The 21,735-nt window shown below is 71.1% G+C and carries 16 protein-coding genes; 5 read left to right on the top strand and 11 right to left on the bottom strand.

The annotated features are described in order from the left end of the window. Window positions 1-212: 212 nt before the first annotated feature. The 4 genes from K3N28_RS06810 (at window position 213) to K3N28_RS06795 (ending at window position 6,067) form a co-directional block, all read left to right on the top strand. Window positions 213-1,799, top strand: coding sequence for a glycosyltransferase family 4 protein (locus tag K3N28_RS06810; protein WP_228091735.1), 1,587 nt, complete (start codon window positions 213-215; stop codon window positions 1,797-1,799). Between the two features lie 59 nt (window positions 1,800-1,858). After that, complete coding sequence (locus K3N28_RS06805) at window positions 1,859-2,464, top strand: acyltransferase (RefSeq protein ID WP_228091734.1); 606 nt, start codon at window positions 1,859-1,861, stop codon at window positions 2,462-2,464. Window positions 2,465-2,696: 232 nt separating this feature from the next. Next, window positions 2,697-3,959, top strand: coding sequence for a glycosyltransferase (locus K3N28_RS06800; RefSeq protein ID WP_374209712.1), 1,263 nt, complete (start codon window positions 2,697-2,699; stop codon window positions 3,957-3,959). Then, complete coding sequence (locus K3N28_RS06795) at window positions 3,956-6,067, top strand: hypothetical protein (RefSeq protein WP_228091732.1); 2,112 nt, start codon at window positions 3,956-3,958, stop codon at window positions 6,065-6,067. The genes K3N28_RS06800 and K3N28_RS06795 overlap by 4 nt, the downstream gene beginning before the upstream one ends. A gap of 71 nt (window positions 6,068-6,138) precedes the next feature. Here K3N28_RS06795 and galE read toward each other — a convergent pair whose 3' ends face one another. From galE to K3N28_RS06765, 6 genes are all read right to left on the bottom strand, one after another. Continuing rightward, the gene (gene galE, locus K3N28_RS06790) at window positions 6,139-7,122 is read right to left on the bottom strand and encodes a UDP-glucose 4-epimerase GalE (RefSeq protein WP_228091731.1); all 984 of its coding nucleotides are present in this window, start codon (window positions 7,120-7,122) and stop codon (window positions 6,139-6,141) included. Then, complete coding sequence (locus K3N28_RS06785; RefSeq protein WP_228091730.1) at window positions 7,119-8,411, bottom strand: nucleotide sugar dehydrogenase; 1,293 nt, start codon at window positions 8,409-8,411, stop codon at window positions 7,119-7,121. Before K3N28_RS06785 ends, galE begins: the two co-directional genes overlap by 4 nt. A 2-nt stretch (window positions 8,412-8,413) precedes the next feature. After that, the gene (locus K3N28_RS06780; RefSeq protein WP_228091729.1) at window positions 8,414-9,991 is read right to left on the bottom strand and encodes a glycosyltransferase family A protein; all 1,578 of its coding nucleotides are present in this window, start codon (window positions 9,989-9,991) and stop codon (window positions 8,414-8,416) included. Next, window positions 9,988-11,010 (bottom strand): Gfo/Idh/MocA family protein, encoded by a 1,023-nt coding sequence (locus K3N28_RS06775; protein WP_228091728.1) that lies wholly within the window; start codon window positions 11,008-11,010, stop codon window positions 9,988-9,990. The genes K3N28_RS06780 and K3N28_RS06775 overlap by 4 nt, the downstream gene beginning before the upstream one ends. Before the next feature lie 4 nt (window positions 11,011-11,014). Continuing rightward, entirely contained in the window at window positions 11,015-12,112 is a 1,098-nt protein-coding gene (locus K3N28_RS06770) for a DegT/DnrJ/EryC1/StrS aminotransferase family protein (protein WP_228091727.1), read from the bottom strand. A 157-nt stretch (window positions 12,113-12,269) separates the two neighbouring features. After that, window positions 12,270-13,067 (bottom strand): sugar phosphate isomerase/epimerase, encoded by a 798-nt coding sequence (locus K3N28_RS06765; protein WP_228091726.1) that lies wholly within the window; start codon window positions 13,065-13,067, stop codon window positions 12,270-12,272. Between the two features lie 64 nt (window positions 13,068-13,131). Here K3N28_RS06765 and K3N28_RS06760 point away from each other — a divergent pair, with 64 nt between their 5' ends. Beyond that, entirely contained in the window at window positions 13,132-13,962 is an 831-nt protein-coding gene (locus K3N28_RS06760) for a hypothetical protein (RefSeq protein ID WP_228091725.1), read from the top strand. A gap of 3 nt (window positions 13,963-13,965) precedes the next feature. Here the strand turns inward: K3N28_RS06760 and K3N28_RS06755 are convergent, their stop codons facing one another. The 5 genes from K3N28_RS06755 to topA all read right to left on the bottom strand — a co-directional run bounded on the left by K3N28_RS06755 (window position 13,966) and on the right by topA (window position 21,607). Beyond that, window positions 13,966-15,672: a CDP-glycerol glycerophosphotransferase family protein gene (locus K3N28_RS06755; protein WP_228091724.1), complete on the bottom strand. Its 1,707-nt coding sequence runs from the start codon at window positions 15,670-15,672 to the stop codon at window positions 13,966-13,968. 90 nt (window positions 15,673-15,762) lie between these two features. Next, window positions 15,763-16,458 carry an NTP transferase domain-containing protein gene (locus K3N28_RS06750; RefSeq protein WP_228091723.1) on the bottom strand — a complete coding sequence of 232 codons (696 nt, stop codon included), beginning with the start codon at window positions 16,456-16,458 and terminating at the stop codon, window positions 15,763-15,765. 156 nt (window positions 16,459-16,614) lie between these two features. Then, window positions 16,615-17,322 carry a 2-C-methyl-D-erythritol 4-phosphate cytidylyltransferase gene (gene ispD, locus K3N28_RS06745; protein WP_228091722.1) on the bottom strand — a complete coding sequence of 236 codons (708 nt, stop codon included), beginning with the start codon at window positions 17,320-17,322 and terminating at the stop codon, window positions 16,615-16,617. A gap of 96 nt (window positions 17,323-17,418) precedes the next feature. After that, window positions 17,419-18,588 carry a glycosyltransferase family 4 protein gene (locus tag K3N28_RS06740; RefSeq protein WP_228091721.1) on the bottom strand — a complete coding sequence of 390 codons (1,170 nt, stop codon included), beginning with the start codon at window positions 18,586-18,588 and terminating at the stop codon, window positions 17,419-17,421. 259 nt (window positions 18,589-18,847) lie between these two features. Continuing rightward, on the bottom strand, window positions 18,848-21,607 hold the full coding sequence (gene topA, locus K3N28_RS06735; RefSeq protein ID WP_374209705.1) for a type I DNA topoisomerase: 2,760 nt from the start codon (window positions 21,605-21,607) through the stop codon (window positions 18,848-18,850). Window positions 21,608-21,735: the final 128 nt, after the last annotated feature.

Below are 21,735 nucleotides of genomic sequence, written 5' to 3'. Positions count from 1 at the left end.
CGGGGATCGCACCGCACCGCAGGGGCGTGCGCCTCCGGAACCCGGCCGTGCGCTACCGTGGGCAGCGCCCGTCCCTCCGCCGGGAGGGCGCGGCGATTCCGGGAGCCGATGCTCCTTCGGCCCGAATCGAGCGATCCCGTCAGCGCCATGATGCCGGATTCTAACAGTCCCGAGGAGACCAGAAATTGAACGAATCGCGCTCTCGTGTGGTCATGTTGGTGCCGAACACGGTCCGCGTCGATTCCAGGGTCCAGAAAGAGGCGCGCTCCATCGCCGAGCTGGGCTGGGACGTGACCCTCATCGGCATCTCCCCCGACCGCCGCCGCTACGAGGGCACCCTCGGCAAGGCGCGGGTCCAGCTGATCCCTCTCCCCGTGGGCATCCAGCAGCGGCCGCACGAGTTCCGCCCCGCCTGGCTGCGCGACCCCCTCGCCTATCCGCCCGGCCCCAAGGCCGAGTGGAAGCGCCAGGACCTGCGCGCCCGGCGGGCCGAGGTCATCGCGGCCAAGGCCGCGTACGCCGTGGTCGACCGCGAGCGCCCGCTCGTCCCGCGCACCGCCAAGTGGGCCGCGCTCCAGGCCAAGCGCACCGGGTTCAAGGTCCGCACCAAATGGACCCGGATGCGGGTGCGCCGCAGCGAAGCGCTGGCGCGCAAGCGCACCGAGATGGACGCCCCGCTCGACCGCTTCACCACGGCGTTCTGGGCCAAGCTGATGGGCGACCGGGCCTGGCGCCGGCTCGACCCCGACCTGTGGCGCTACGAACTCGCCTTCGGCAAGGCCATCGACGAGATCGACCCCGACATCATCCACGCCAACGACTTCCCCGTGCTCGGCGTCGCCGCGCGGGCCAAGCTCCGGGGCCGGGCCCGCGGGCGCGACGTGAAACTCGTGTGGGACGCGCACGAGTACCTGCCCGGCATCCGGCCCTGGCGCAGCCACCCGCGCTGGTACGTGTCGCAGCTCGCCCACGAGCGCGAGTTCGCGCCCTACGCCGACGCCGTCACCACCGTCTCGGCCGCGCTCGGCGAACTGCTCCAGCGCGACTTCGGCCTCGCCGAGCCGCCCGCCGTCGTCCTCAACGCGCCCACCGGCGTCGACGGCGCCGCGCTCGACCCCGACCAGGAACTCGAGCTGTACGACCGCAAGTCCGGCCGCCGCCTGTGGGCGCCCCTGGCCGAGGAGGACGGGACCCTCGCGGGCGTCCCGAGCCTGCGCGAGCGCTGCGGGCTCGGTCCCGACGTGCCGCTCATGGTCTACAGCGGCAGCGACAGCCTCCAGCGGGGCCTCGACATCATGGTCAGGGCGCTGCCCTCGATGCCGGAGGTCCACGCGGCGTTCGTCGTGTCGAAGCCCAACGGGCCGAACGCGAAGGCGCTGCAGGCCCTCGGCGAGGAGCTCGGCGTCCTCGACCGGATGCACTTCACGCCCTATGTGGAGTACTTCCGGGTGGTCGAGCACCTCTCCGACGCGGACCTGGGCGTCATTCCGATCCACCACTGGCCCAACCACGAGATCGCGCTCATCACCAAGTTCTTCGAGTACTCGCACGCGCGGCTGCCGATCCTCGTCAGCGACGTCAAGGCCATGTCGGCGACCGTCCGCGCGACCGGCCAGGGCGAGGTCTTCCGCGCCGAGGACACCGAGGACTTCGTGCGCGCCGCCAAGGCGGTGCTCGCCGACCCCGACCGCTACCGCCGCGCGTACGGCGACGGCCGGGTCCGGCTCGACGAGTGGACGTGGGAGCGGCAGGCCGAGATCCTGTCCGACGTCTACCGCTGCGTGTCCGGCATCGGCTGACGGACCGGCCCCTCCGACCGGCCCTCCGCATCGCAACCCGACCCAGTTGAAGGCAGCACATGGCTTACCGAGTCCAGGAAACCGCTCAAGTCCACGAGACGGCGCAGGTCGGCGACGGCAGCTCCGTGTGGGAGCTCGCCCAGATCCGCGAGCACGCCGCGCTCGGCGAGCGCTGCGTGGTCGGCCGCGGCGCCTACATCGGCACCGGCGTCCAGATCGGCGACAACGTCAAGATCCAGAACTATGCGCTCGTGTACGAGCCCGCGCGGCTCGCCGACGGCGTCTTCGTCGGACCGGCGGTGGTGTTCACGAACGACCACAACCCGCGCGCGGTCGCCGCCGACGGATCGCTCAAGAGCGCCGCCGACTGGGAGCCCGTCGGCGTCGACGTCGCCGAGGGCGCCTCGATCGGCGCGCGCGCCGTCTGCGTCGCGCCCGTCCGCATCGGCCGGTGGGCCATGGTCGCGGCGGGCGCGGTCGTCACCAAGGACGTGCCCGACTACGCCCTCGTCATGGGCGTGCCCGCGAAGCGCGTCGGCTGGGTCGGGCGCACCGGGCGGCGGCTCGAAGCCGAAGCGAACGGCCGCTGGCGCTGCCCGGACACCGAGGCCCTGTTCGAGGAGCGCGACGGAACGCTGCACGAGACCGAGGCGACCGCCGCCTAGCAGGCGCTCGCGCGGGGCGCCGCCGACAGGGGGCCGAACGGCTCACAGCCCGGATCTAGGCAGTTCAGAGCCGCTGCCGCCCGTGATAACGTCCATAATCATGTCAGCGTTCTCAACCTCCGGAGCCGCTCGAACCGATCGAGCGCCCGAAACGGGGGAAGGCCAGCAGCGCCCTCATCTCATCTACGTCGCCGTCGGGTTTCCCCCGGCCGCGAAGAGCTGCGCGTACCGGATGCGCGAGACCGCCAACCAGTTCGCGGCCCAAGGCTGGGACGTCACGGTCGTCACGATCGAGGACGAGTCGTGGGAACTGGACTCGGGGGTGGACCACACCCTGTCCGAGCAGGTCGATCCGCGCGTCGAGGTCGTCAAGCTCCCACTGCGGCGCGCGGACCTGGAGACGGACATCCGACGCTTCAGCGAGCGGCGCGCCGCCGACCCGGCCGCCTGGATCCGCTCGCTGCGCGAACGCAACCTGGAGGCCTTCCCCGAGCCGACCTTCGGCGGCTGGCGGGGCGCGCTCGAGGAGGCCGTGCTGCGCGTGCACCAGTCGAAGCCGGCCGACCTGCTGCTGACCAGCTGCGTGCCGTACACCAGCCTCGCCGCGGCCTGGAGGCTTTGGGAAGAGGCCCGGGTCCCCTACGCCGTCGATTTCAGGGACGGCTGGTCGATCGACGTGCTCGGCGCCGCCGAGGCGTTCGGCCGCGACACCGAGGAAGGCCGCTGGGAGGAGCGCATCCTCGGCTCCGCGATCAGCCTGTGGGTCGTCAACGACCCGATCGCCGAGCACTACCGCGCCCGCTACCCCGAGTTCGCGCACCGCGTGCACGTGGTGCGCAACGGCTACGACGCCGACAGCGCCCCCCAGAGCAGGCGCGCCCCCGACCCCGAGTCGGGCCTGGTGTTCGGGTACCTCGGCACCGCCACCTTCCCCGGGGGGCTGCTGCAGACCGTCCTCGACGCCTGGCGCGACGCCCGCCAGCGCGAACCGCTGCTCGCGAACGCCCGCTTCGAGTTCCGCGGCCACATCGGCAGCGGCGCCCGCCGCGGCACCGGAGGCCACGTCGAACTGCTGTGGGCCGCTGAGGCGGACGGCGTCAGCTACGGCGGGCCCGTGCTCAAAGCGGACGTCGCCGACACCTACGCCTGGTGGGACGCGCTCGTGTACATCCTCATCGGCGGCCGCTACATGACCTCCGGGAAGGTCTACGAGTACATGGCCGCGGGGCTGCCGATCGTGTCGGCCCACGCCGCCGACCACGAGTCGGTGAACGTCCTGAAAGGACACCCGCTGTGGACGGGTTCGCGCGGCGTCGACCGGGAGGCGATCGCCGAAGCGTTCGTGCAGGCCGCCCACCTGGCGGTGGAGGCCACCGACGACCAGCGCGCCGCGGCGCTGGCGCACGCCGAGCGGTTCCGGCGCGAGACCATCATGGCGGCGGCCGTGCAGCGCCTGGCCGCCGACCTGCAACTCGAGAAGGGCCGCACCCGGTGATCGACGTTCTCTTCGTCTGCAGCAAGACCCCGCCGATGAGCGTGGTCGCCGACACCCTGGACAAGCTCAACGCCGAAGGCGCCCGCGTCGTCTTCGGCGGGCTGATCCCCTCGCGCGCGGCCCGCGAGCACCGGGACGAGCTCGACTTCGCCGAGACCCACGACCTGGTCCAGGCCAAGGTGCGGCGGGCGGTCCAGCTCCCGCGCGGCGAACAGGTCTGGCTGCGCGTCCGCTCCGACTCCTGGCTGCGCGAGCGCGCCCGCAAGGCCGGCGTGCTCGTCGCCCTCGACGAGCAGGCCGTGTACACCGTCTGGCAGCTCGCCCAGCGCAACCGCACCGCCAAGGCCGTCTACGGCTTCGCCCCCGCCGTCAACGCGGTGCGCGAGCTCAAGCGGACCGGGGTCGCGCCGTCCGGGTCCTTCCGGCCGCCGCTGTCCCTCGTCGCGCGCGACGGCGCCCGGGCCGTGCGGCGGCTGCCCGACGCCACCGCGCGCCTCGTCACCGCCCGGCCCATCATGCGCCGGTCCCTCGGCGAGCGCCTGTGGCGCCTCCCGCTGCGAGTCCCGGGCGTGCCGACCGGCCTGCGCGTCCCCATCGGACGCCGGGTCGCCGAGGCCTTGAACTGGGCGGGCCGACGCGGCGGCGCGACGTACACGCTCGTGCTGACCGCCTCCAAGGTCAGCGACCCCGCACTCAAGGCCGAACTGCTCGAGACGGCGGTGAACCAGGACTACCAGCGCGGCATCGTCCCGCCGCACCTCGACACGGCCGTGCAGGCGCTCCTCGACCTCGCCGACCTGCGCCAGTCCGAAGGTCGGTACGAAGAGGCCGCTCGCAACCTGCGGAATGCCCTGCTCCTGACCTTCCACCGCGTCGCCCACATCGACGGGCTCACCTCCCCGCTGACCGCCGACCCCGGCCGCTTCGTCAAGCGGATCCACTCCTCCCGCGCGATGCAGACGGTCATGACGCCGCGCGGGCGGCTGCGCCCGGCCGCGCCGCCGCCGGCCGACCGCCCGCTGCGGCTGCTGCTGACCACCAACGAGAACGCCAACTTCCTGCGCCACATCATCCACCGCTACGACGCGCACCCCGACGTCGAAGTGCGCTACCTGGACGTCGCCTCCGAGGAAGTGCTCAAGAAGGTCTCCCGGTCGGACCAGCGGGTCATGCAGGAGCGGATGGGCGGCGACGACGCGTACGCCGCCCAGCTCGAGCAGCTCATGCGGCCGCACCTGGACTGGGCCGACACCGTGTTCCTCGACTGGTGCGCCGCCCCCGCCACCGCGCTGACGAACCTCGACCCCGGCGACACGCGCATCATCATCAGGCTCCACAGCTACGAGGCGTTCACCCGCTTCCCGCACATGGTCGACTTCTCCCGCGTCGACGACCTCGTCTTCGTCGCCGACCACGTGCAGGACCTCACCACCTCGCTGGTGCCGCAGCTGCGCGGCCCGCACGCGCCGCGCATGCACGTCCTGCACAACGCCATGGACCTCGGCGGCTTCGCCCGCGAGAAGACCCCGGACGCCCGCTTCAACCTCGGCCTCGTCGGCATCGGCCAGGTCGCCAAGGACCCGCTGTGGGCGCTCGAGGTCCTGCGCCGGCTCCGCGAGCGGGACGACCGCTACCGGCTCCTGCTGGTGGGCGGCGACATGAACCCGCGCGCCAGCCGGGCCTCCAAGAAGTACTCCAAGCAGTTCGAGGAGGAGCTGGAACCGCTCGTCGAGGCCGGGGCCGTGCTGCGGCTCGGACCGACCGACGACGTCGCCGGCAAGCTCACCGACATCGGCTTCATCCTCAGCACCTCGGTGCGCGAGGGCTGCCACGTGGGCCTGATGGAGGGCGCGGCGAGCGGCGCGGTCCCGGTGGTGCGCGACTGGCCGTTCTACGCGGGCAAGGCCCACAGCGCCCGCACGCTCTACCCCGAAGGCTGGGTCCTCGACACGCCCGAGGCGGCGGCGCAGCGCGTGCTCCAGGTGAACGTCTCCGAGGAGAGCTGGCTCGACCACTCCCGCCTCGCCGCCAAATACGCGCAGTCCACGTGGGACTGGTCGGTGGTCAGCGCGGACTTCGACCGGCTGTTCCTCGGCGAGCAGCGGTAGACGCGAACAAGGCGCCGCCCCGGCCGATCGGCCGGGGCGGCGCCGCCGTTCACCGCCGCTGACGCGTGCCGCTACCGGCGCTCGGCCTCCGGGTGCCGCAGGCGCCAGCCTTCCCAAGCGGACCGGACCATCTCGCGCACGCCGTACCGCGCCGCCCAGTCGAGTTCCTTGCGAGCCAGGTCCGCGGAGGCGACGACCCGCGCCGGGTCGCCCGCGCGACGCGCGGTGACCTCCGGCCGGAGGTCACCGCGGCCCGTGATGTCGAGGATCATCGCGGCCATCTGGGCCACCGAGGCGCCCTCGCCGCGGCCGATGTTGAGCACCAGGCGGGTCTCGGGGTCGGCCGCGAGGCGGCGGGCCGCCGCCAGGTGCGCGGAGGCGACGTCCTCGACGTGCACGTAATCGCGCTCGCAGGTGCCGTCGGCGGTCGGGTAGTCGTCGCCGAAGACGAGCGGCGCCTCGCCCCTGGTGATCCGGTCGAAGACCATCGGGATCAGGTTGAACACGCCCTCGTCGGCGAGCTCCGGCACCGCCGCGCCGGCCACGTTGAAATACCGCAGGCAGGCGGTGGCCATGCCGTGGGCCCGGCCCGCGGCCTGCACCAGCCACTCCCCGGCCAGTTTGGTCTCGCCGTACGGGCTCATCGGCGCGCAGGGCGTCTCCTCGGTGACCAGGTCGACGTCCGGCATCCCGTAGACCGCCGCCGAGGACGAGAACAGGAAGCCGCGGACCCCGGCGGCCACGGAGGCCTCCAAGACCGTGCGCAGGCCCTCGATGTTCTCCCGGTAGTACTCCAACGGGCGCTCGACCGACTCGCCCACCTGTTTGCGGGCGGCGATGTGGACGACGCCCGCGATCTCGTGCTCGCGCAGCACCTGCTCCAGGCGCTCCCGGTCGAGGACGCTGCCCTGCTCGAGCGGCACGCCGGCCGGGACGCGGGCGCTGCTGCCCGAACTGAGGTCGTCGAAGACGACGACCCGCTCACCGGCGGCGGTCATCGCCCGCACCACGTGGGAGCCGATGTAGCCGGCGCCCCCGGTGACCAGCCAGCTCATGCCGACCCGCCGCCGAGGACGATGTGGCGGCGCCCCGCCCACGCGGCCGGGTCCGTCACGCGGCGCCCGTCCAGGAGGACCCGCACCTCGGGGAGGTCCGCGGCCGACAGCGAACGGTATTCGGCGTGGTCGGCCTGCACCACGGCGGCGGTGACGGCCTCACCCCGGTGCGGGACGAGGCCCTCGGCCTCCAGTTCGGCCTCGGTGTACATCGGGTCGCTCACGAAGACCGTGGCGCCCTTCGCCTTCAGGTCCTCCACCAGCGGGAAGACACCGGAGAACGCGGTCTCCTTGACGCCGCCGCGGTAGGCCGCGCCGAGCACCAGCACCGCGGCGCCCGCGAGGTCGCCGTAAGCGGCGGCGAGCACGTCGGCCGCATAGGAGGGCATCGCGGCGTTCGCCTGGCGGGCGGCGCGCACGACCGTGGCGTCCGGGTCGTTCCACAGGTACATCTGCGGGTAGATCGGGATGCAGTGGCCGCCGACGGCGATGCCGGGCCGGTGAATGTGGCTGTACGGCTGCGAGTTGCAGGCCTCGATGACCTTCATGACGTCCAGGCCCCGCTTGTCCGCGAAGCGCGCGAACTGGTTCGCCAGACCGATGTTGACGTCCCGGTAGGTCGTCTCCGCGAGCTTGGCCATCTCCGAGGCCTCCGCGGAGCCCAGGTCCCACACCCCGTTGGGGCGCGGCAGGTCGTCGCGCTCGTCGAAGTCGAGCACCGCCTCGTAGAAGCGCACGCCCGCCTCGGCCGAGCCCGCGTCGATGCCGCCCACGAGCTTCGGGTAGCGGCGCAGGTCCGCGAACACCCGCCCGGTCAGCACCCGCTCGGGGCTGAACACCAGGTGGAAGTCCTCGCCCGCCTTCAGGCCCGAGCCCGCCTCGAGCATGGGGGCCCAGCGCTCGCGCGTCGTGCCCACCGGCAGCGTCGTCTCGTACGAGACGAGCGTGCCCGGCTTGAGGCCCTTCGCGACGGCCTGGGTGGCGGCGTCCATCCAGCCGAAGTCCGGCACGCCCTCGGCGTCCACGAACAGCGGCACGACGATGACCACGGCCTCGGACGCCGCGACGGCGGCCGCGGTGTCGGTGGTGGCCCGCAACGTCCCGGCGGTGACGGTCTCCTTGAGCTTCTCGGCCAGCAGGTGCTCGCCCGGGAACGGCTCGATCCCGTCGTTGACGGCCTGGACGACCTTCGGGTTGACGTCGGCGCCGATGACCTCGTGGCCCTTGGCGGCGAACTGGACTGCCAGCGGCAGTCCGATCTTGCCCAATGCGACGACACAGACTCTCATGTTCACTTCCTGCTCGTATTCAGGCCGACGAGGCTCGCCACGCGGCGTTTCAAGGAGGGCCGACCGACCGAGTGCATCACGACGCTGCGCCGGGCCCCCCAGTCGACGGACATCCCGAGCGGGCGGCCATGGCGCTGGACCGGCCCGCGGACGGTCTTGAGAGGCAGATCGTAGACGAACGCCCCCATCGTCAGCTGCGTGCGCAGCGACCAGCGGCCCGGGCCACCGGCGAGCGCCTCGAGCGACAGCCGCGCCGCGACGATCACGGTGTCCCCGTCAGGACGCAGCTCGATCTCGGCCACATCGTCGAGAGGAGTGCGCTCCTCGACCGGGAGCGAGTGGCGCGGAGCGGCCGGCTCGCCCTGGCCGAGCCGCTTCACCCCGACGCTCACCTGGTCGGGCTCCAGCCCGGCCACCGGGAGGCGGAACCAGTACTCGAGGAAGTGACCGCTCTTGCGGTCCCCCGCCCACGCCAGATCCACCGGCACGATCCCCTTCGCGAGGCGCCCCGTCACCCGCTCGGCGTCGGCCAGGTACCACTCGTCGGGTCGTCCGTCGCGGAAGCCGGGGTAGCGCACGAACACGCGGCCGTCCTCGACCAGGAACGTCGGCGAGTCCGCGCGCAGGGACTCCTCGAGCAGGTCCCAGTCGCGGGCGTGCGCGAGCGAGACGCGGACGCGCTTCTCGGTGGGGAGGCGTCGGCGCACCTGCTCGGTCAGGTGCTCGTCGCAGAAGTCCGCGACCGCCTCCCAGTACTCGCGGCGATCGGCCGGCTCGACACCGAGGAAATGCGGCTGCAGGCACTTGTGGATCTCACGCGAGAACACCCGGTAGATCAGGTCGTCCCGGCCCTCGCCGGGCGGGAACAGCTCCACGGTGAGGGCGATCAGCCGCTCGGCGGCGTCGATCCAACCGAAGGGCGCGGTCGCGTAGGTCAGGTTCTCGCCCTGCTCACGCTTGACCGCGTAGTAGTGGTCGTAGTCGGCCTCGACCGAGACCCTCCGGGCCTTCGCCATGGCCCGCAAGGTGAACGGGCCGTCGGAGAGCACTTGCATGCCCTCGGGGAAGCGCAGGCCCTCGCGCTCGATCAGCTCGCGCGAGAACAGCTTCGTGTTCGACAGCGCCCACGCCAGGTCGTTGTTGGGGTAGTCCACGTCGGGGATCGTGCGCTCGAACACCGGGGGCGCCTTGCGGCCGCCCACGCCGACCATCTTGCACAGCAGCACCTCCGAGCCCCACTCGTCGGCCGCGGCGGTCATCCGCTCCAGCGCCTCGGTCCCGAGGTAGTCGTCCGATCCGAGGAAGAGCACGTAACGACCCCGCACCAGCTCCAGCGCCGCGTTGCACGGCCCGGCCGGACCGCCCGAGTTCGCCTGGTGGACCACGGTCACGTTCGCGTGCTCGGCCGCGAAGCGGTCCAGCTCGGCGCCGCTGCCGTCGGTCGAGCCGTCGTCGACGGCCACGACCTCGAACCGGTCCGGGCGCAGCGTCTGCGCCGCCAGCGAGTCGAGGCACGCCGTCAAGTACGGCATGGTGTTGTAGACCGGGATGACGACGCTGACATCCGGAACCGTGCTCATGCCGAGGCGCTCGAATCCCGGCCCTCGCCGATCACGACCGACTCGCCCGTGGCGGCCGACCGCAGCATCGACTCCGACACCTCCACCGTGGTCGCGCCCTGGCGCAGGTCCACGATGTCGTTCGGCTCGCCCAGCACCGCGTCGCGGAAGTGCTCGTGCTCGACCAGCAGCGGCTCGCGCTTGCGGATCGCGTAACGCACCATGTCGCCCTCGGAGACTCCGCGGAACGCCTGCAGCGCCTCCCACTCGGTGTGCTCGACCCCGTTGGCGTAGAACGTCAGATCGGCCGTCAGCGTGTCCGCCACGAAGCAGCCCCGATCCCCGGTGACCACGGCCGTGCGCTCCTTCAACGGGCTCAGCCAGTTCACCGAGTGGTTCGCGATCGCCCCGCCCGAGAGCAGCCCGACCGACGCCAGCATGTCCTCGTGCTCGCGGCCCGACCGCGACACCGTGTGCGCGGTGACCGTCCGGTACGACTGGCCCGTCACGAACCCGGTGAGGTCGATGTCGTGCGTCGCCAGGTCCTTGACCACCCCGACATCGGCGATGCGCCCCGGGAACGGCCCCTGTCGGCGCGTCACGACCTGGAGGATGTCCCCCAGCTCGCCGGCCTTCAGCCGCTCGCGCATGCCGATCACCGCCGGGTTGAACCGCTCGATGTGGCCCACCGCGGCCACCAGGCCGCGCGACTCGAACGCCTCGGCCAGCACCTTCGCGGCCTTCGTGGTGTGCGCCAGCGGCTTCTCGATGAGCACGTGCACCCCGGCGTCGGCGAGCGCCAGCCCCACCTGCTCGTGGTACGCCGTGGGGCAGGCCACCACCGCGTAGTCGAGCCCGAGGGCGATCAGCGCCTCGACGTCCGGCACCAGCGCGGCCCCGCCCGGGACGGCGGCCGGATCGGCCACCGGGTCCGCGACGCCGACCAGGTCGACGCCGGGAAGGGAATGGAGGACTCGGGCGTGGTTGCGTCCCATCGCGCCCATGCCGACCAGGCCGGCGCGCAGGTTTGCGGAGGTCATCCGATCACAGCTCCAAAGCGGCGACCGCTGCGATGACGCGGTCGAGGTCGTCGTCGCTCAGCGACGGGTGGACGGGGAGCGAGAGCACCTCGGCCGCGGCCCGGTCGGTCTCCGGGAGCGCCGCGCCCAGGTGAGCGTACGGGGCGAGCCGGTGGATCGGGATCGGGTAGTAGACGGCGCTGCCGATCCCGGCGGCCTTCAGCTGCTCCAAGGCGGCGTCGCGGCCCCGCGGCACGCGCACCGTGTACTGGTGGTAGATGTGCCGCGCTCCCGGGGACACCGGCGGGACGACGACGCCCTCGACGCCGGCGAGCCCCGCGTCCAGACGGGCGGCGTTGCGGATGCGCCGCTCCGTCCACTCGGGCAGCTGCGTCAACTGCACGCGGCCGATCGCGGCCGAGACGTCCGTCATGCGCATGTTCGCGCCGACGATCTCGTTCTGGTACCGCGCCTCCATGCCCTGGTTGCGCAGCAGCCGCAGGGTCCGGGCCAGCTTGGGGTCGTCGGTGGAGACCATGCCGCCCTCGAGCGCGTGCATGTTCTTCGTCGGATAGAAGCTGAACGTGCCCGCGGTGCCGAAGGAGCCGACGGGACGGCCGTCGACCTGCGCGCCGTGGGCCTGGCAGGCGTCCTCGATGATCCGCAGGTCGTGCCGCTCGGCGAGCGCGGTGAGACGGGTCATGTCCGCGGGGTGGCCGTACAGGTGGACCGGCATGATCGCGACGGTCTTGGGGCCGATCAGCGAGGCGGCGTGCTCGGGGTCGATGCAGAAGCTGCCGGGCTCGATGTCGGCGAACACGGGGTCGGCGCCCACGAGGCGGACCGCGTTCGCGCTGGCCGCGAAGGAGAACGAGGGGACGATGACCTCGTCGCCGGGGCCCACGCCCATGGCGAGGAGCGCGAGCTGGAGCGCCGAGGTGCCCGAGTTCACCGCGACGCATTCGCCGGTCCCGGCGATCTTGGCGAACTCGTCCTCGAAGGCGGCCACCTCCGGTCCCTGCACCACCATGCCGCTGCGCAGCACCCGGACGGCCGCTTCGATCTCGGCCTCGCCGATGTGGGGCTTCGCCGGAGGAATGAACTCCCGGTCTTGATCTGGCACGTGATTCTCCCCGAACGTTCGCCGGATGTCGGTCTCTATGCACCGTCGATCATACAGAGACGGGACTTTGTGAACGCACTGAGAACTCCCCGCGGCGAGCAGGTGTCACATACCGGGTCGGGGGCGCGCCGGCGGCCGATGGGGCCGGGCGGCGCGGTCAGGGGCGGCGGCCCGCCGCGAGGCCGTCGCGGGCGAACTTGAGGGACTCGGCGAGGTCGACCGCGCGGCGGGTGCGGTTGCCCGACTTGCGGGTAGAGACCTCGACGGTGATCGAGCCGTCCCAGTCGGTCCTGCCGAGGGAGGCGAGCAGTTCGGCGCACGGCTGCTTGCCGCGCCCGGGAACGAGGTGCTGGTCGGAGCCGGGCTCGTTGCCGTCGCAGAGGTGGATGTGCCGGAGTCCCTTGCCCATGCGCTGTGCCATGGCGATCGCGTCGGCCCCGGAGGCGGCGCAGTGGGACAGGTCGAGGGTGTAGGAGTCGTAGCCGTGCCGGGTCGGGTCCCAGTGCGGGCGGTAGGGCACGAGGTTCCGCTTGCCGACTTTGAGCGGGAACATGTTCTCGACCGCGATCGTGACATGCGGGTAGCGGGCCTTGAGTCCGTCGAGGACGGTGGAGAACTTCGAGGCGTACTCCCGCTGCCAGGAGAAGGGCGGGTGGATCACCACCGTGGGCGAGTCCAGGTACTCGGCGGCCTGCACCGAGCGACGCAGCCGCGTCCACGGGTCGGCGCTCCACACCCGCTGCGTGACCAGCAGGCACGGGGCGTGGACCGCGCCGATCTTGACGCCGTAGTGCTTGGCGAGACTGGCCGCGGCCGCCGGGTCCTGTGAGACGCGGTCGGTGAAGACCATCAGCTCGACTCCGTCGTAACCGAGTTCGGCGGCGAGTTCGAAGCCCACCGCGGTCGGCTCGGGATAGACGGAGGTGGTCGACAACAGAACCGGCGCGTGCGTCACGACACCAGGGTACGCCGTGTCGCGCGTGCGGATTGGAGGCCTTGCGCGCGGGTACCGTTGCAGGATGACCGACGAGGTGGGCCTGGACTTCGACCGCGAGTGGGTGGAGTTCTTCGATCCCGACGATCCCGACACCATGGTGCGGGCCGATCTGACCTGGCTGCTCTCCCGCTGGGGCTGCATCTTCACCGGGGGGTCCGGGGACGGCGACCGGAGCGGGCGGCCGAGCTGCCCGGGCATCGACCTGGAGCGCCCGGCCGACGGCTGCTGCCTGCACGGCGCGTTCTACACCGACGCCGACGACATCAAGCGGGTCAGGAAGATCGTCAAGAAGCTGACCCCCGAGACCTGGCAGCTGCACCGGCCCTGGGGCGAGACCATCGTGGACGACACGCTGGAGAACGAGGACGGCGAGGAGGAGCCCGCGAAGAAGACCGCGGTCGTCGACGGCGCGTGCGTCTTCCACAACCGCGAGGGCTTCGGCGCCGGCGCCGGATGCGTCCTGCACCAGCAGGCGATGCGCGACGGCGTCCACCCGATGGCGTACAAGCCCGAGGTGTGCTGGCAGCTGCCGGTGAAGCGGGACTTCAGGACCGACCACCGCGCCGACGGCCGCGAAGTCTCGGTCACGCTCATCACCGAGTTCGACCGCCCGTCCTGGGGCCCCGGCGGCCACGACTTCGACTGGTGGTGCACCGGCTCGCCGCTGGCGCACACCGCGGCCGAGCCGGTCTACCGGTCCTACGCGACCGAGCTGGTCGAACTGCTCGGGCGGGCCGCCTACGAACGGCTCGCGGAGCTTTGCGAACGCCGCGAGAAGCTCGGCCAGGTGGCCCCGCACCCGGCGACCGCGCGGGCCGCCGAACGCCTCGCGATGCCGACGCGGTGGCGCTGAGCCTCAGGCCGCGAGCAGCGCCGACCCGCCGGTCGCGATCTTGCGCACGGGCTGCTCGTACGTGGCCTTGACCTCGGCTTTGAACAGGTCGACCAGGTCTCCCGGCTTGATGTCACCCAGGTAGTACTCGCGGGTGGCGGCACGCAGGTCGGCCTTGGAGTCGCGCTCCAGCAGCTCGTCCAGCACCCGTTCGATGTTCCCCGCGTCCGGATCGAGCAGGTACGCGGCCTTGGCCAAGGGGAACTCCTCCAGGTAGCGCTCTTTGAAGCCCTTGGGGTCGGTCATCGCGAACGGGCGGCCGCAGTAGAGCCAGTCGGAGGCGGTGCCGCTGATGTCCGAGATCGCGACGTCGGCGGCATTGATGCAGTCGGAGAGGCTCATGGCGCTCTCGGCCCGCTCGCCCCATCGGTGTGCCCGCCCGCTCGCGGCCGCGTCGGCGGCGATGATGCCCTTGATGTCCTCGGCCAGCGCGTGGTACGCGGCGTTGGTGCGGGTGTAGGGGTGGGTGCGGAAGATGATGTTGACGTCGCGTTTGAGGAGGGCCCGCACGATCTTCTTGCCCTGTTTGAGGGACGAGTAGTTGACGTCGGCGGTGAGGCCGGTCCAGGTGGGGGTGTAGAGGACGGTCCGGCGGTCCCCCTCGCGCTTGTCGCGGGGGCCGACCTGGAGGTCGTGCAATTGCGGGCGGCCGATCTTGCGGAACTTGTAGTTCGGGATGTCGACGCCGTGGCGGTGGTAGCGGTCGATCCCGGCCTGGCCGGCCACGAAGACGCGGTCGTACATGAGCGAGACGGGGCTGCGGCTGATGGCCTTGTCGGAGTCGCCGTGCATGAGCTGCACGTGGAGGTACTTGTCGAGTTTGACGAGTTGGGCGTTCTTGACGGCGTGGTTGACGTAGTAGCAGGCGCGGACGCTCTCGGGCAGGAGCGTGTCGAGGACCGACTGGGCGGGCACGACCACGATCGGGGCGTCGGTGCGCGAGGCGATGCCGTCGACGAGGTACTGGTCGCGGATGATGATGAGGTACGGGTCGCCGACGGCCGTGAAGTAGTCGAGCCACATCGTGAGCTGGTATTCCGACTCGCGGGTCCCGGCGAAGTGAATCACGAACTTCGGCTGGAGACGGCGGACCGCGCTGAGGACCTGGATGTCGACCGGGTGGGAGACGGTGCGGCGGTGCAGGTAGTTGCGCAGCACGGCCAGGCTGGTCCATCCGAAGGCGGCCCCGGCGATCACCATGAACGCCAGGTCGGTGGCGAAGCCGAAGCGTCCGGCGGGCATCGCGGCGAGCGCGTAGAGGACGGAGAGGACGTTCATCATCCGCGCGATCGCCGGCGGGGAGGTCCACCGCTCGCGGCGGCCGCGGACGATGTTGAGGTTGTAGGTCTGGAGGTAGCCGACGTTCAGGGCCCGCGCGACGAGGTCGGCGGCGGTGATGAAGAGCATCATCCCGGCCCCGGCCAGGAGCAGGGGCCAGCGGTCGAGGCCGCCGTCGTACCAGACGGTGACCAGCAGGGCGAACGCGGTGAGCGCACGGGCGCTGCGGAGGGTCGCGACGTCGTCGCGATACCGCCAGGCGCCGACGCCGAAGACCGCGAGGGCGAGTCCGACCGTCAGCCAGGGGCGGTCCTGGAGTGCCACGGCGGCGGCGACGGCCAGGACGGACAGGAGGTTCAATCGGAGGGGCCAGGATTTCAGGAGCTGCTTCAACTCGCCGTGCCTCTGCTCAGTCGTTCTGGGCGGTACCGCGAGGTGTCGCCCGTGCTTCTCACCCGCCGGCTCCGCCGGTGCGGATGCTGCCTATTTGAAGTGCCGGTTGACGTTGTCGAGGTCCTCGGCGAAGTCGACTTCGATGACCTGGTGCTGGGAGATGTCGACCGCCTCGAACTTGAGGCCGTCCTTCTCGATGGCCAGCTCGATGCCGCCTTCGAAGTACTCCTGGTCGTCGACCTCGGCGAGGCGCTTGGCCACGATCGCGCGGTCGTCGGCCGACACGTAGTTGATCCCGACGGCCTCACCGAGGGCGCCCTCGGTGACCTGCTTGGAGAGCTTGTTGATGTAGCCGTCGGCGCCGAGGGTGTACTTCACCTCTTCGTCGGAGACCTTCGCGGTGTTGACGGAGACGAAGGAGCGGTCCATGGCGATGTGCGGCAGGATCACGTCGAGCACCTGGGGGTCGAACACGACGTCGCCGTTGAGCCAGAGGACGCCGCCGGGGCCGAGGATGTTGAAGGCCTTGAGGAGGCTCTTGGAGGTGTTGGTGTCGCCGTAGGCCTGGTTGTAGATGAAGCCGACGTCGGGCACCTCCTCCATGATCACCTCTTTCTTGAAGCCGACCACGAGGTGGATCGAGTGGCGGCTGAACCGGGAGGTGAGCAGGCGCAGGGAGCGGCCGAGGATGGTCTCGCCGGTGTTCAGCGGCGTCAGCGGCTTCGGGTGCGGCTTGCCGAGCCGGGAGCCGACGCCGGCCGCGAGGATCACGATGTTCGTGGACATGTCGAGTGCCACCTCGTTCGGTTTGGATGATGGTTTGGTGAAGTTTACCTAGATGAACGTTCCGTGACGCATGGACCAACGCGCGGTTCACGCGGGCGTCACATGCGAAACCGCTGCTGATACGGCTTGTCGCGCGAGAGCGACCTGCAGTGACCGTCAGCTGCGGAGCAGGGCTTCGGCGAGGGCCAGGTCCGCCGGTTCGGTCACCTTGAGGTTGCGCTCGGCGCCGGCCACGATGCGCACGGGCACGTCGGGGCGGCGGCGCAGGACCACCGAGCAGTCGTCGGTGGGGGTGGCGCCGGGATCGGCGGTCTCGGCGTGGGCGGCGGCGATGAGGCCGAGGCGGAAGCCCTGGGGGGTCTGCACGCGGGCGAGCCGGGAGCGGTCGGGGACGTCGACGATGCGTCCGTCCCGCACTTCGACGACCGTGTCGGAGGAGGGGATCGCCGCGGTGACGGCTTCGCACTCGTCGAGGGCGGCAATGACATCGGCGATGATCCGGCCGGTGACGAGCATGCGGGCGGCATCGTGGAGGAGCAGCTTCGCGTCGTCGCCGACATCGGGTTGCGCCTGCGCCCAGCGGATGGCCGCGACGGAGGAGTCGGCGCGGGTCGCGCCGCCGTCGATCACTGCCGAGAGTTTTGTCATATTCGCGGCTTTCGCAATGGCCCAGGCGGCGTCGTGGAAACCCTCGGCCATGACGAGCACGATCCGGTCGACGCCTTCGGCGGCCTCGAAGGCCTCGAGGGTGTGCTGCAGGATCGGTTTCCCGGCGACGTCGAGGAGCTGCTTCGGCAGCCCGGCGCCCATGCGGGTGCCGCGGCCGCCCGCGAGGAGCGCCGCGATGGTCGGTGGATGGGACACGGGTACGTCTCCTGCTGGTCGGCGATCGGCTGCCGGACCAATCTACGTTCCCGGGCGTCGGCCCGGGCCGGGCGGGCCCGCGCGTCGCGGGAGCGGTCAGGCGCGGGCCTTGAGCAGCTTCTCGAACAGCTGCACGTGGAGGCCGACGACCACGGAGGGCTCGAAGCGCTTGGCGGTGACCATGCCGTTGTCGGCGAGCTTGCGGCGCAGCGCCGGGTCCGACATGAGGCGGCGGAGCGCGTCGGCGAGTTCCTTCGGCTTCTTCGGCGCGACGAGGAGGCCGTTGACCTCGGTGTCGATGATCTCGATCGGGCCGTGCTTGACGGCGCTGCACACCACCGGGAGGCCTGCGGCCATGGCCTCGACGATGACGAGGCCGAACGGCTCGAAGCGGGAGGGGATCGCGGCGATCGAGGCGTTCCGCCACTCGGCGTCGAGCGGCGCGACCGGGCCGGGCAGCTCGACGCGGCCTTTGAGGCCGTGCTCGGCGATGAGCCCCTGGAGCTTCTTCTTGTCGGGGCCCCGCCCGAAGATGCGGACCTTCCATTCGGGGAACTCGTCGGCGAGCAGCGCGAAGGCCTGGACGAGGATGTCGAAGCCCTTCATGCCGGTGAGGCGCCCGGCGGTCATGATGAGCGGCTCGGTCAGCTCGGCGGGGGCCTCGGCGCTGGCGGGGATGGAGTTGGGGATGCAGGTGATCTTCTCGACGAGGTCGGGGAAGGCCGCGCGGTAGGCGGCGGCGTCGGCCTCGGTGATGGTGACGATCGCGTCCATCTTGCGGTACTGCGCGTCGATGTGCTTGCGGATGTTCGCGCGGTAGGTGTCGAGGTACAGGTGCTCTTGGGCGACCATCGCGTACCGCTCGGGGCGCCCGTACTTCGCCATGTACAGGTTCACGGAGACCTGGGTGCCCACGGCGACGTCGGTGTCGAGCTCCCGCAGGTACCTGCGCACCCGCAGGTCGAGGAGCTTCGAGGATTCGCCTTGGTTGTTCACCTTGTCGGCGTCGAGGAACGACGGCCGCTTGGCGCGCACGCGGTCCAGGAGGGACAGCCGCTCCCCGCCGTCGGCGGGCCTGCGCACGTCCCAGAGGTTCTCGACCTTGATCCTGGGGTCGATGGCGAAGTCGGACTTCTTCTTGTGCCGCACGAACGACGCGATGGTCACGTCGTGGCCCAGCGCCACCAGGGCTTCGGCGGTGTTCAAGGTGGTCTTGATGGTGCCGCCGATACCCCAGATGTTACGGACCAGAAAAGTGATGCGCATGTACTCGGAACTCGCTTTCGCAGCATGGCCGTCTTCAGACACAGCAGACGGTCGGCGTCGGCGCCGAGTCCTCGTCCGCACTGCCTTGACGCGCCGACCCGCGTCTCGGGTTGCCTCCGTGCGGCCTGGAGTTTACCGAAGGCTGAACTCCAGGGTGACATACGGCGTCGCGGCGCGGCGGGCGGGACGACGCTGTCAGAGGCGCCACCGGACCGGGCACACCGCCGCGGGGCGGTGGCGGGCGGTGCGACGCAGCGGGCTAGGCGCCCTTCGGCCGGCCGGTCTTCTTCGCCGCCTTCTTGGCTGCGGCCTTCTTGGCGGTGGTGGTCTTCTTGGCCGCAGTCTTCTTCGCCGCGGTCTTCTTCGCGGGAGCCTTCTTGGCCGCCTTCTTCGCGGTCTTCTTGGCGGGGACCGCGCCGGAGGCGACCTTCTCGCGGCGTTCGGCGAGGAGCTCGGCGGCGCGGTCGATGGTGAGGTCCTCGATCGAGTCGGTCTTGCGGATCGAGGCGTTGGTCTCGCCGTCGGTCACATACGGGCCGAAGCGGCCGTCCTTGAGCGAGACCTCCTTGCCCGTCACCGGGTCGGGGCCCAGCTCCTTGAGGAGCGTCTGCGACCGCTGCTGCCGCCCGCGCGACTTCGGCTGGGCCAGCAGCTTCTCGGCCTCCTCCAACGTGAGCGTGAACAGCTGCTCCTCGTTGTCGAGCGACCGGAACTCGCGCTTCTTCTTCACGTACGGGCCGTGCGGGCCCAGGCCGGTGCGGATCTCCTCGCCGTCGGCGTCCACGCCGACCAGGCGCGGCAGCGTCAGCAGCTTCACCGCGTCCTCGAGGGTCAGCTCGGCGAGCTTCTGGCCGGTGAGCAGCGACGAGGACTTCTCGCCGCTGGTGACGTAGGGGCCGTAGCGGCCGACCTTGCCGTACACGGGCTCGCCGGTCTCGGGGTGGGTGCCGAGTTCGCCTTCGCCGGAGCCGAGTTCGTAGAGCTCTTCCACCTTCGCGGGGGTCAGCTCGTCGGGGGCGAGGGACTCGGGGATCGAGGTGCGCTCGCCCGGTTCGCCCGCCTCGGCCTGCGCCGGGCTGGTGCGTTCGAGGTAGGGCCCGTAGCGGCCGACGCGGACGACGACGCGGCGCTGCTGGTCGTCGGTGTACAGCGGGATCGAGTTGACGCCGCGGGCGTCGATCTTGCCCAGTTCCTCCTCGACGAGGTGCCGCAGTCCGCCGGAGGCGGCGACGGTGCCCTCCTTGTCGGCGCCGCCGAAGTAGAACAGCCGCAGGAACTCCGCGCGGCCCTCCTGGCCGGCGGCGACCTCGTCGAGCTCGTTCTCCATGCCCGCGGTGAAGTCGTAGTCGACCAGGCGGGGGAAGTGCCGCTCCATGAGGCCGATCACCGCGAACGCGAGGAAGGACGGCACGAGGGCCTGGCCCTTCTTGAACACGTACCCGCGGTCCTGGATGGTCTGCATGATCGACGCGTACGTCGAGGGCCGGCCGATGCCGCGCTCCTCGAGCGCTTTGACGAGGCTCGCCTCGGTGTAGCGGGCGGGCGGCTGCGTGGTGTGCCCGGCGGGCTCCAGGCCGCGCTCGGCCAGGTGCTGGCGTTCGGCCAGCTCGGGGAGGCGCTTCTCGGCGTCGTCGGCGTCGCCGTCCTCGATGGACTCGACGTAGGCGAGCAGGAAGCCCGGGTTGGTGATGGTCTTGCCGGAGGCCCCGAAGTCGGCCTGCTCGCCGTCGGCGGTGGTCGCGCGGGTGCGCACCGACGTGGAGTTCCCGGTGGCGTCGACCATCTGGGAGGCGAGCGTGCGCCGCCAGATGAGTTCGTACAGCCGGTGCTCCTCGGCCGAGAGCTGGCCCTTGAGCTGCTGCGGGGTCTTGAAGCGGTCGCCGGAGGGCCGGATCGCCTCGTGCGCCTCCTGGGCGTTCTTCACCTTGCGGGCGTAGCGGCGCGGCTCCGAGGGCACGTACTGCGCGCCGTACAGCTCGGCGGCCTGGCTGCGGGCGGCGTCGATCGCGGTGTTCGACAGGTTCGTCGAGTCGGTCCGCATATAGGTGATGTGGCCGTTCTCGTAGAGCCGCTGGGCGACCCGCATGACCTGGGCGCTGGAGAGGCGGAGCTTGCGCCCGGCTTCCTGCTGCAGCGTGGAGGTGATGAACGGCGGGTAGGGCTTGCGCCGGTACGGTTTCTTCTCGACCTTGACGACGGTGAAGTCGCGGCCTTCGAGGCGGCGGGCCAGGCCGCGCGCGCCGGCCTCGTCGAGGTGGACGACGTTGCCCTTGACGCGGCCGGTGGCGGCGTCGAAGTCCTTGCCGGTCGCCACCCGGTCCCCGTCGACGGCGATGAGCGTCGCCTTGAACTGCTGGTCCTCGTCGGTGGTGAGGTTCGCGGTGACGTCCCAGTAGTCGGCGGCGCGGAAGGCCATGCGGGCCCGCTCGCGTTCGACGACGATCCGGGTCGCCACGGACTGGACGCGCCCGGCCGACAGCCGCGGCATCACTTTCTTCCACAGGACCGGGCTGACCTCGTAGCCGTAGAGGCGGTCGAGGATGCGGCGCGCCTCCTGGGCGTCCACGAGGTCCTGGTTGAGCTCCCGCGGGTTCGCGGCGGCCTCGGCGATCGCGGCCGGGGTGATCTCGTGGAAGACCATCCGCTTGACCGGGACCTTCGGTTTCAGGGTCTCGAGCAGGTGCCAGGCGATGGCCTCCCCCTCGCGGTCCTCATCGGTGGCGAGGAAGAGCTCGTCGACCTCGGCGAGGTAGCCCTTGAGCTTCTTGACGTGCGCTTGGCGGTCGGGGTTGACGATGTACAGCGGCGTGAAGTCGTTGTCGACGTCCACGCCCAGGCGCGACCAGGCCTTGTCCTTGTACTTGGCCGGGATCTCCTTCGCGTTCCGCGGCAGGTCCCGGATGTGCCCGAGGGAGGAGTCGACGATGTAGCCGGGGCCGAGATAGGAGGCGATCGTCTTGGCCTTCGCCGGGGACTCCACGATGACCAGGCGTCTGAGATCGGCCACTGCTCCCACCATTCACTCGGAAAATGCGCTCGATTCGTTACGGTAGCTCACGCTTCCGCCGTGCGTCCCCTGAGTATGAGTGTGCCCCGCTCCGATGGAACGGGGCACACGCGGAAGACGTCCCGCTTTCAACGGCGTTC

The sequence above is a fragment of the Glycomyces sp. TRM65418 genome, assembly GCF_019710475.1.
Classification (GTDB): Bacteria; Actinomycetota; Actinomycetes; order Mycobacteriales; family Micromonosporaceae; genus Glycomyces.
The sequence above is the reverse complement of the archived record's forward strand: the minus strand, read 5'-3'. Positions and strand labels throughout refer to the sequence as shown.

Excerpts from the sequence above, each read along its gene's own strand:
- K3N28_RS06810 (WP_228091735.1), top strand. The coding sequence starts at position 213 with ATGTTGGTGCCGAACACGGTCCGCGTCGATTCCAGGGTCCAGAAAGAG.
- K3N28_RS06805 (WP_228091734.1), top strand. The coding sequence starts at position 1,859 with ATGGCTTACCGAGTCCAGGAAACCGCTCAAGTCCACGAGACGGCGCAG.
- K3N28_RS06800 (WP_374209712.1), top strand. The coding sequence starts at position 2,697 with ATGCGCGAGACCGCCAACCAGTTCGCGGCCCAAGGCTGGGACGTCACG.
- galE (WP_228091731.1), bottom strand. The coding sequence starts at position 7,122 with ATGAGCTGGCTGGTCACCGGGGGCGCCGGCTACATCGGCTCCCACGTG.
- K3N28_RS06785 (WP_228091730.1), bottom strand. The coding sequence starts at position 8,411 with ATGAGAGTCTGTGTCGTCGCATTGGGCAAGATCGGACTGCCGCTGGCA.
- K3N28_RS06780 (WP_228091729.1), bottom strand. The coding sequence starts at position 9,991 with ATGAGCACGGTTCCGGATGTCAGCGTCGTCATCCCGGTCTACAACACC.
- K3N28_RS06775 (WP_228091728.1), bottom strand. The coding sequence starts at position 11,010 with ATGACCTCCGCAAACCTGCGCGCCGGCCTGGTCGGCATGGGCGCGATG.
- K3N28_RS06760 (WP_228091725.1), top strand. The coding sequence starts at position 13,132 with ATGACCGACGAGGTGGGCCTGGACTTCGACCGCGAGTGGGTGGAGTTC.
- K3N28_RS06750 (WP_228091723.1), bottom strand. The coding sequence starts at position 16,458 with ATGTCCACGAACATCGTGATCCTCGCGGCCGGCGTCGGCTCCCGGCTC.
- K3N28_RS06740 (WP_228091721.1), bottom strand. The coding sequence starts at position 18,588 with ATGCGCATCACTTTTCTGGTCCGTAACATCTGGGGTATCGGCGGCACC.
- topA (WP_374209705.1), bottom strand. The coding sequence starts at position 21,607 with ATGGTGGGAGCAGTGGCCGATCTCAGACGCCTGGTCATCGTGGAGTCC.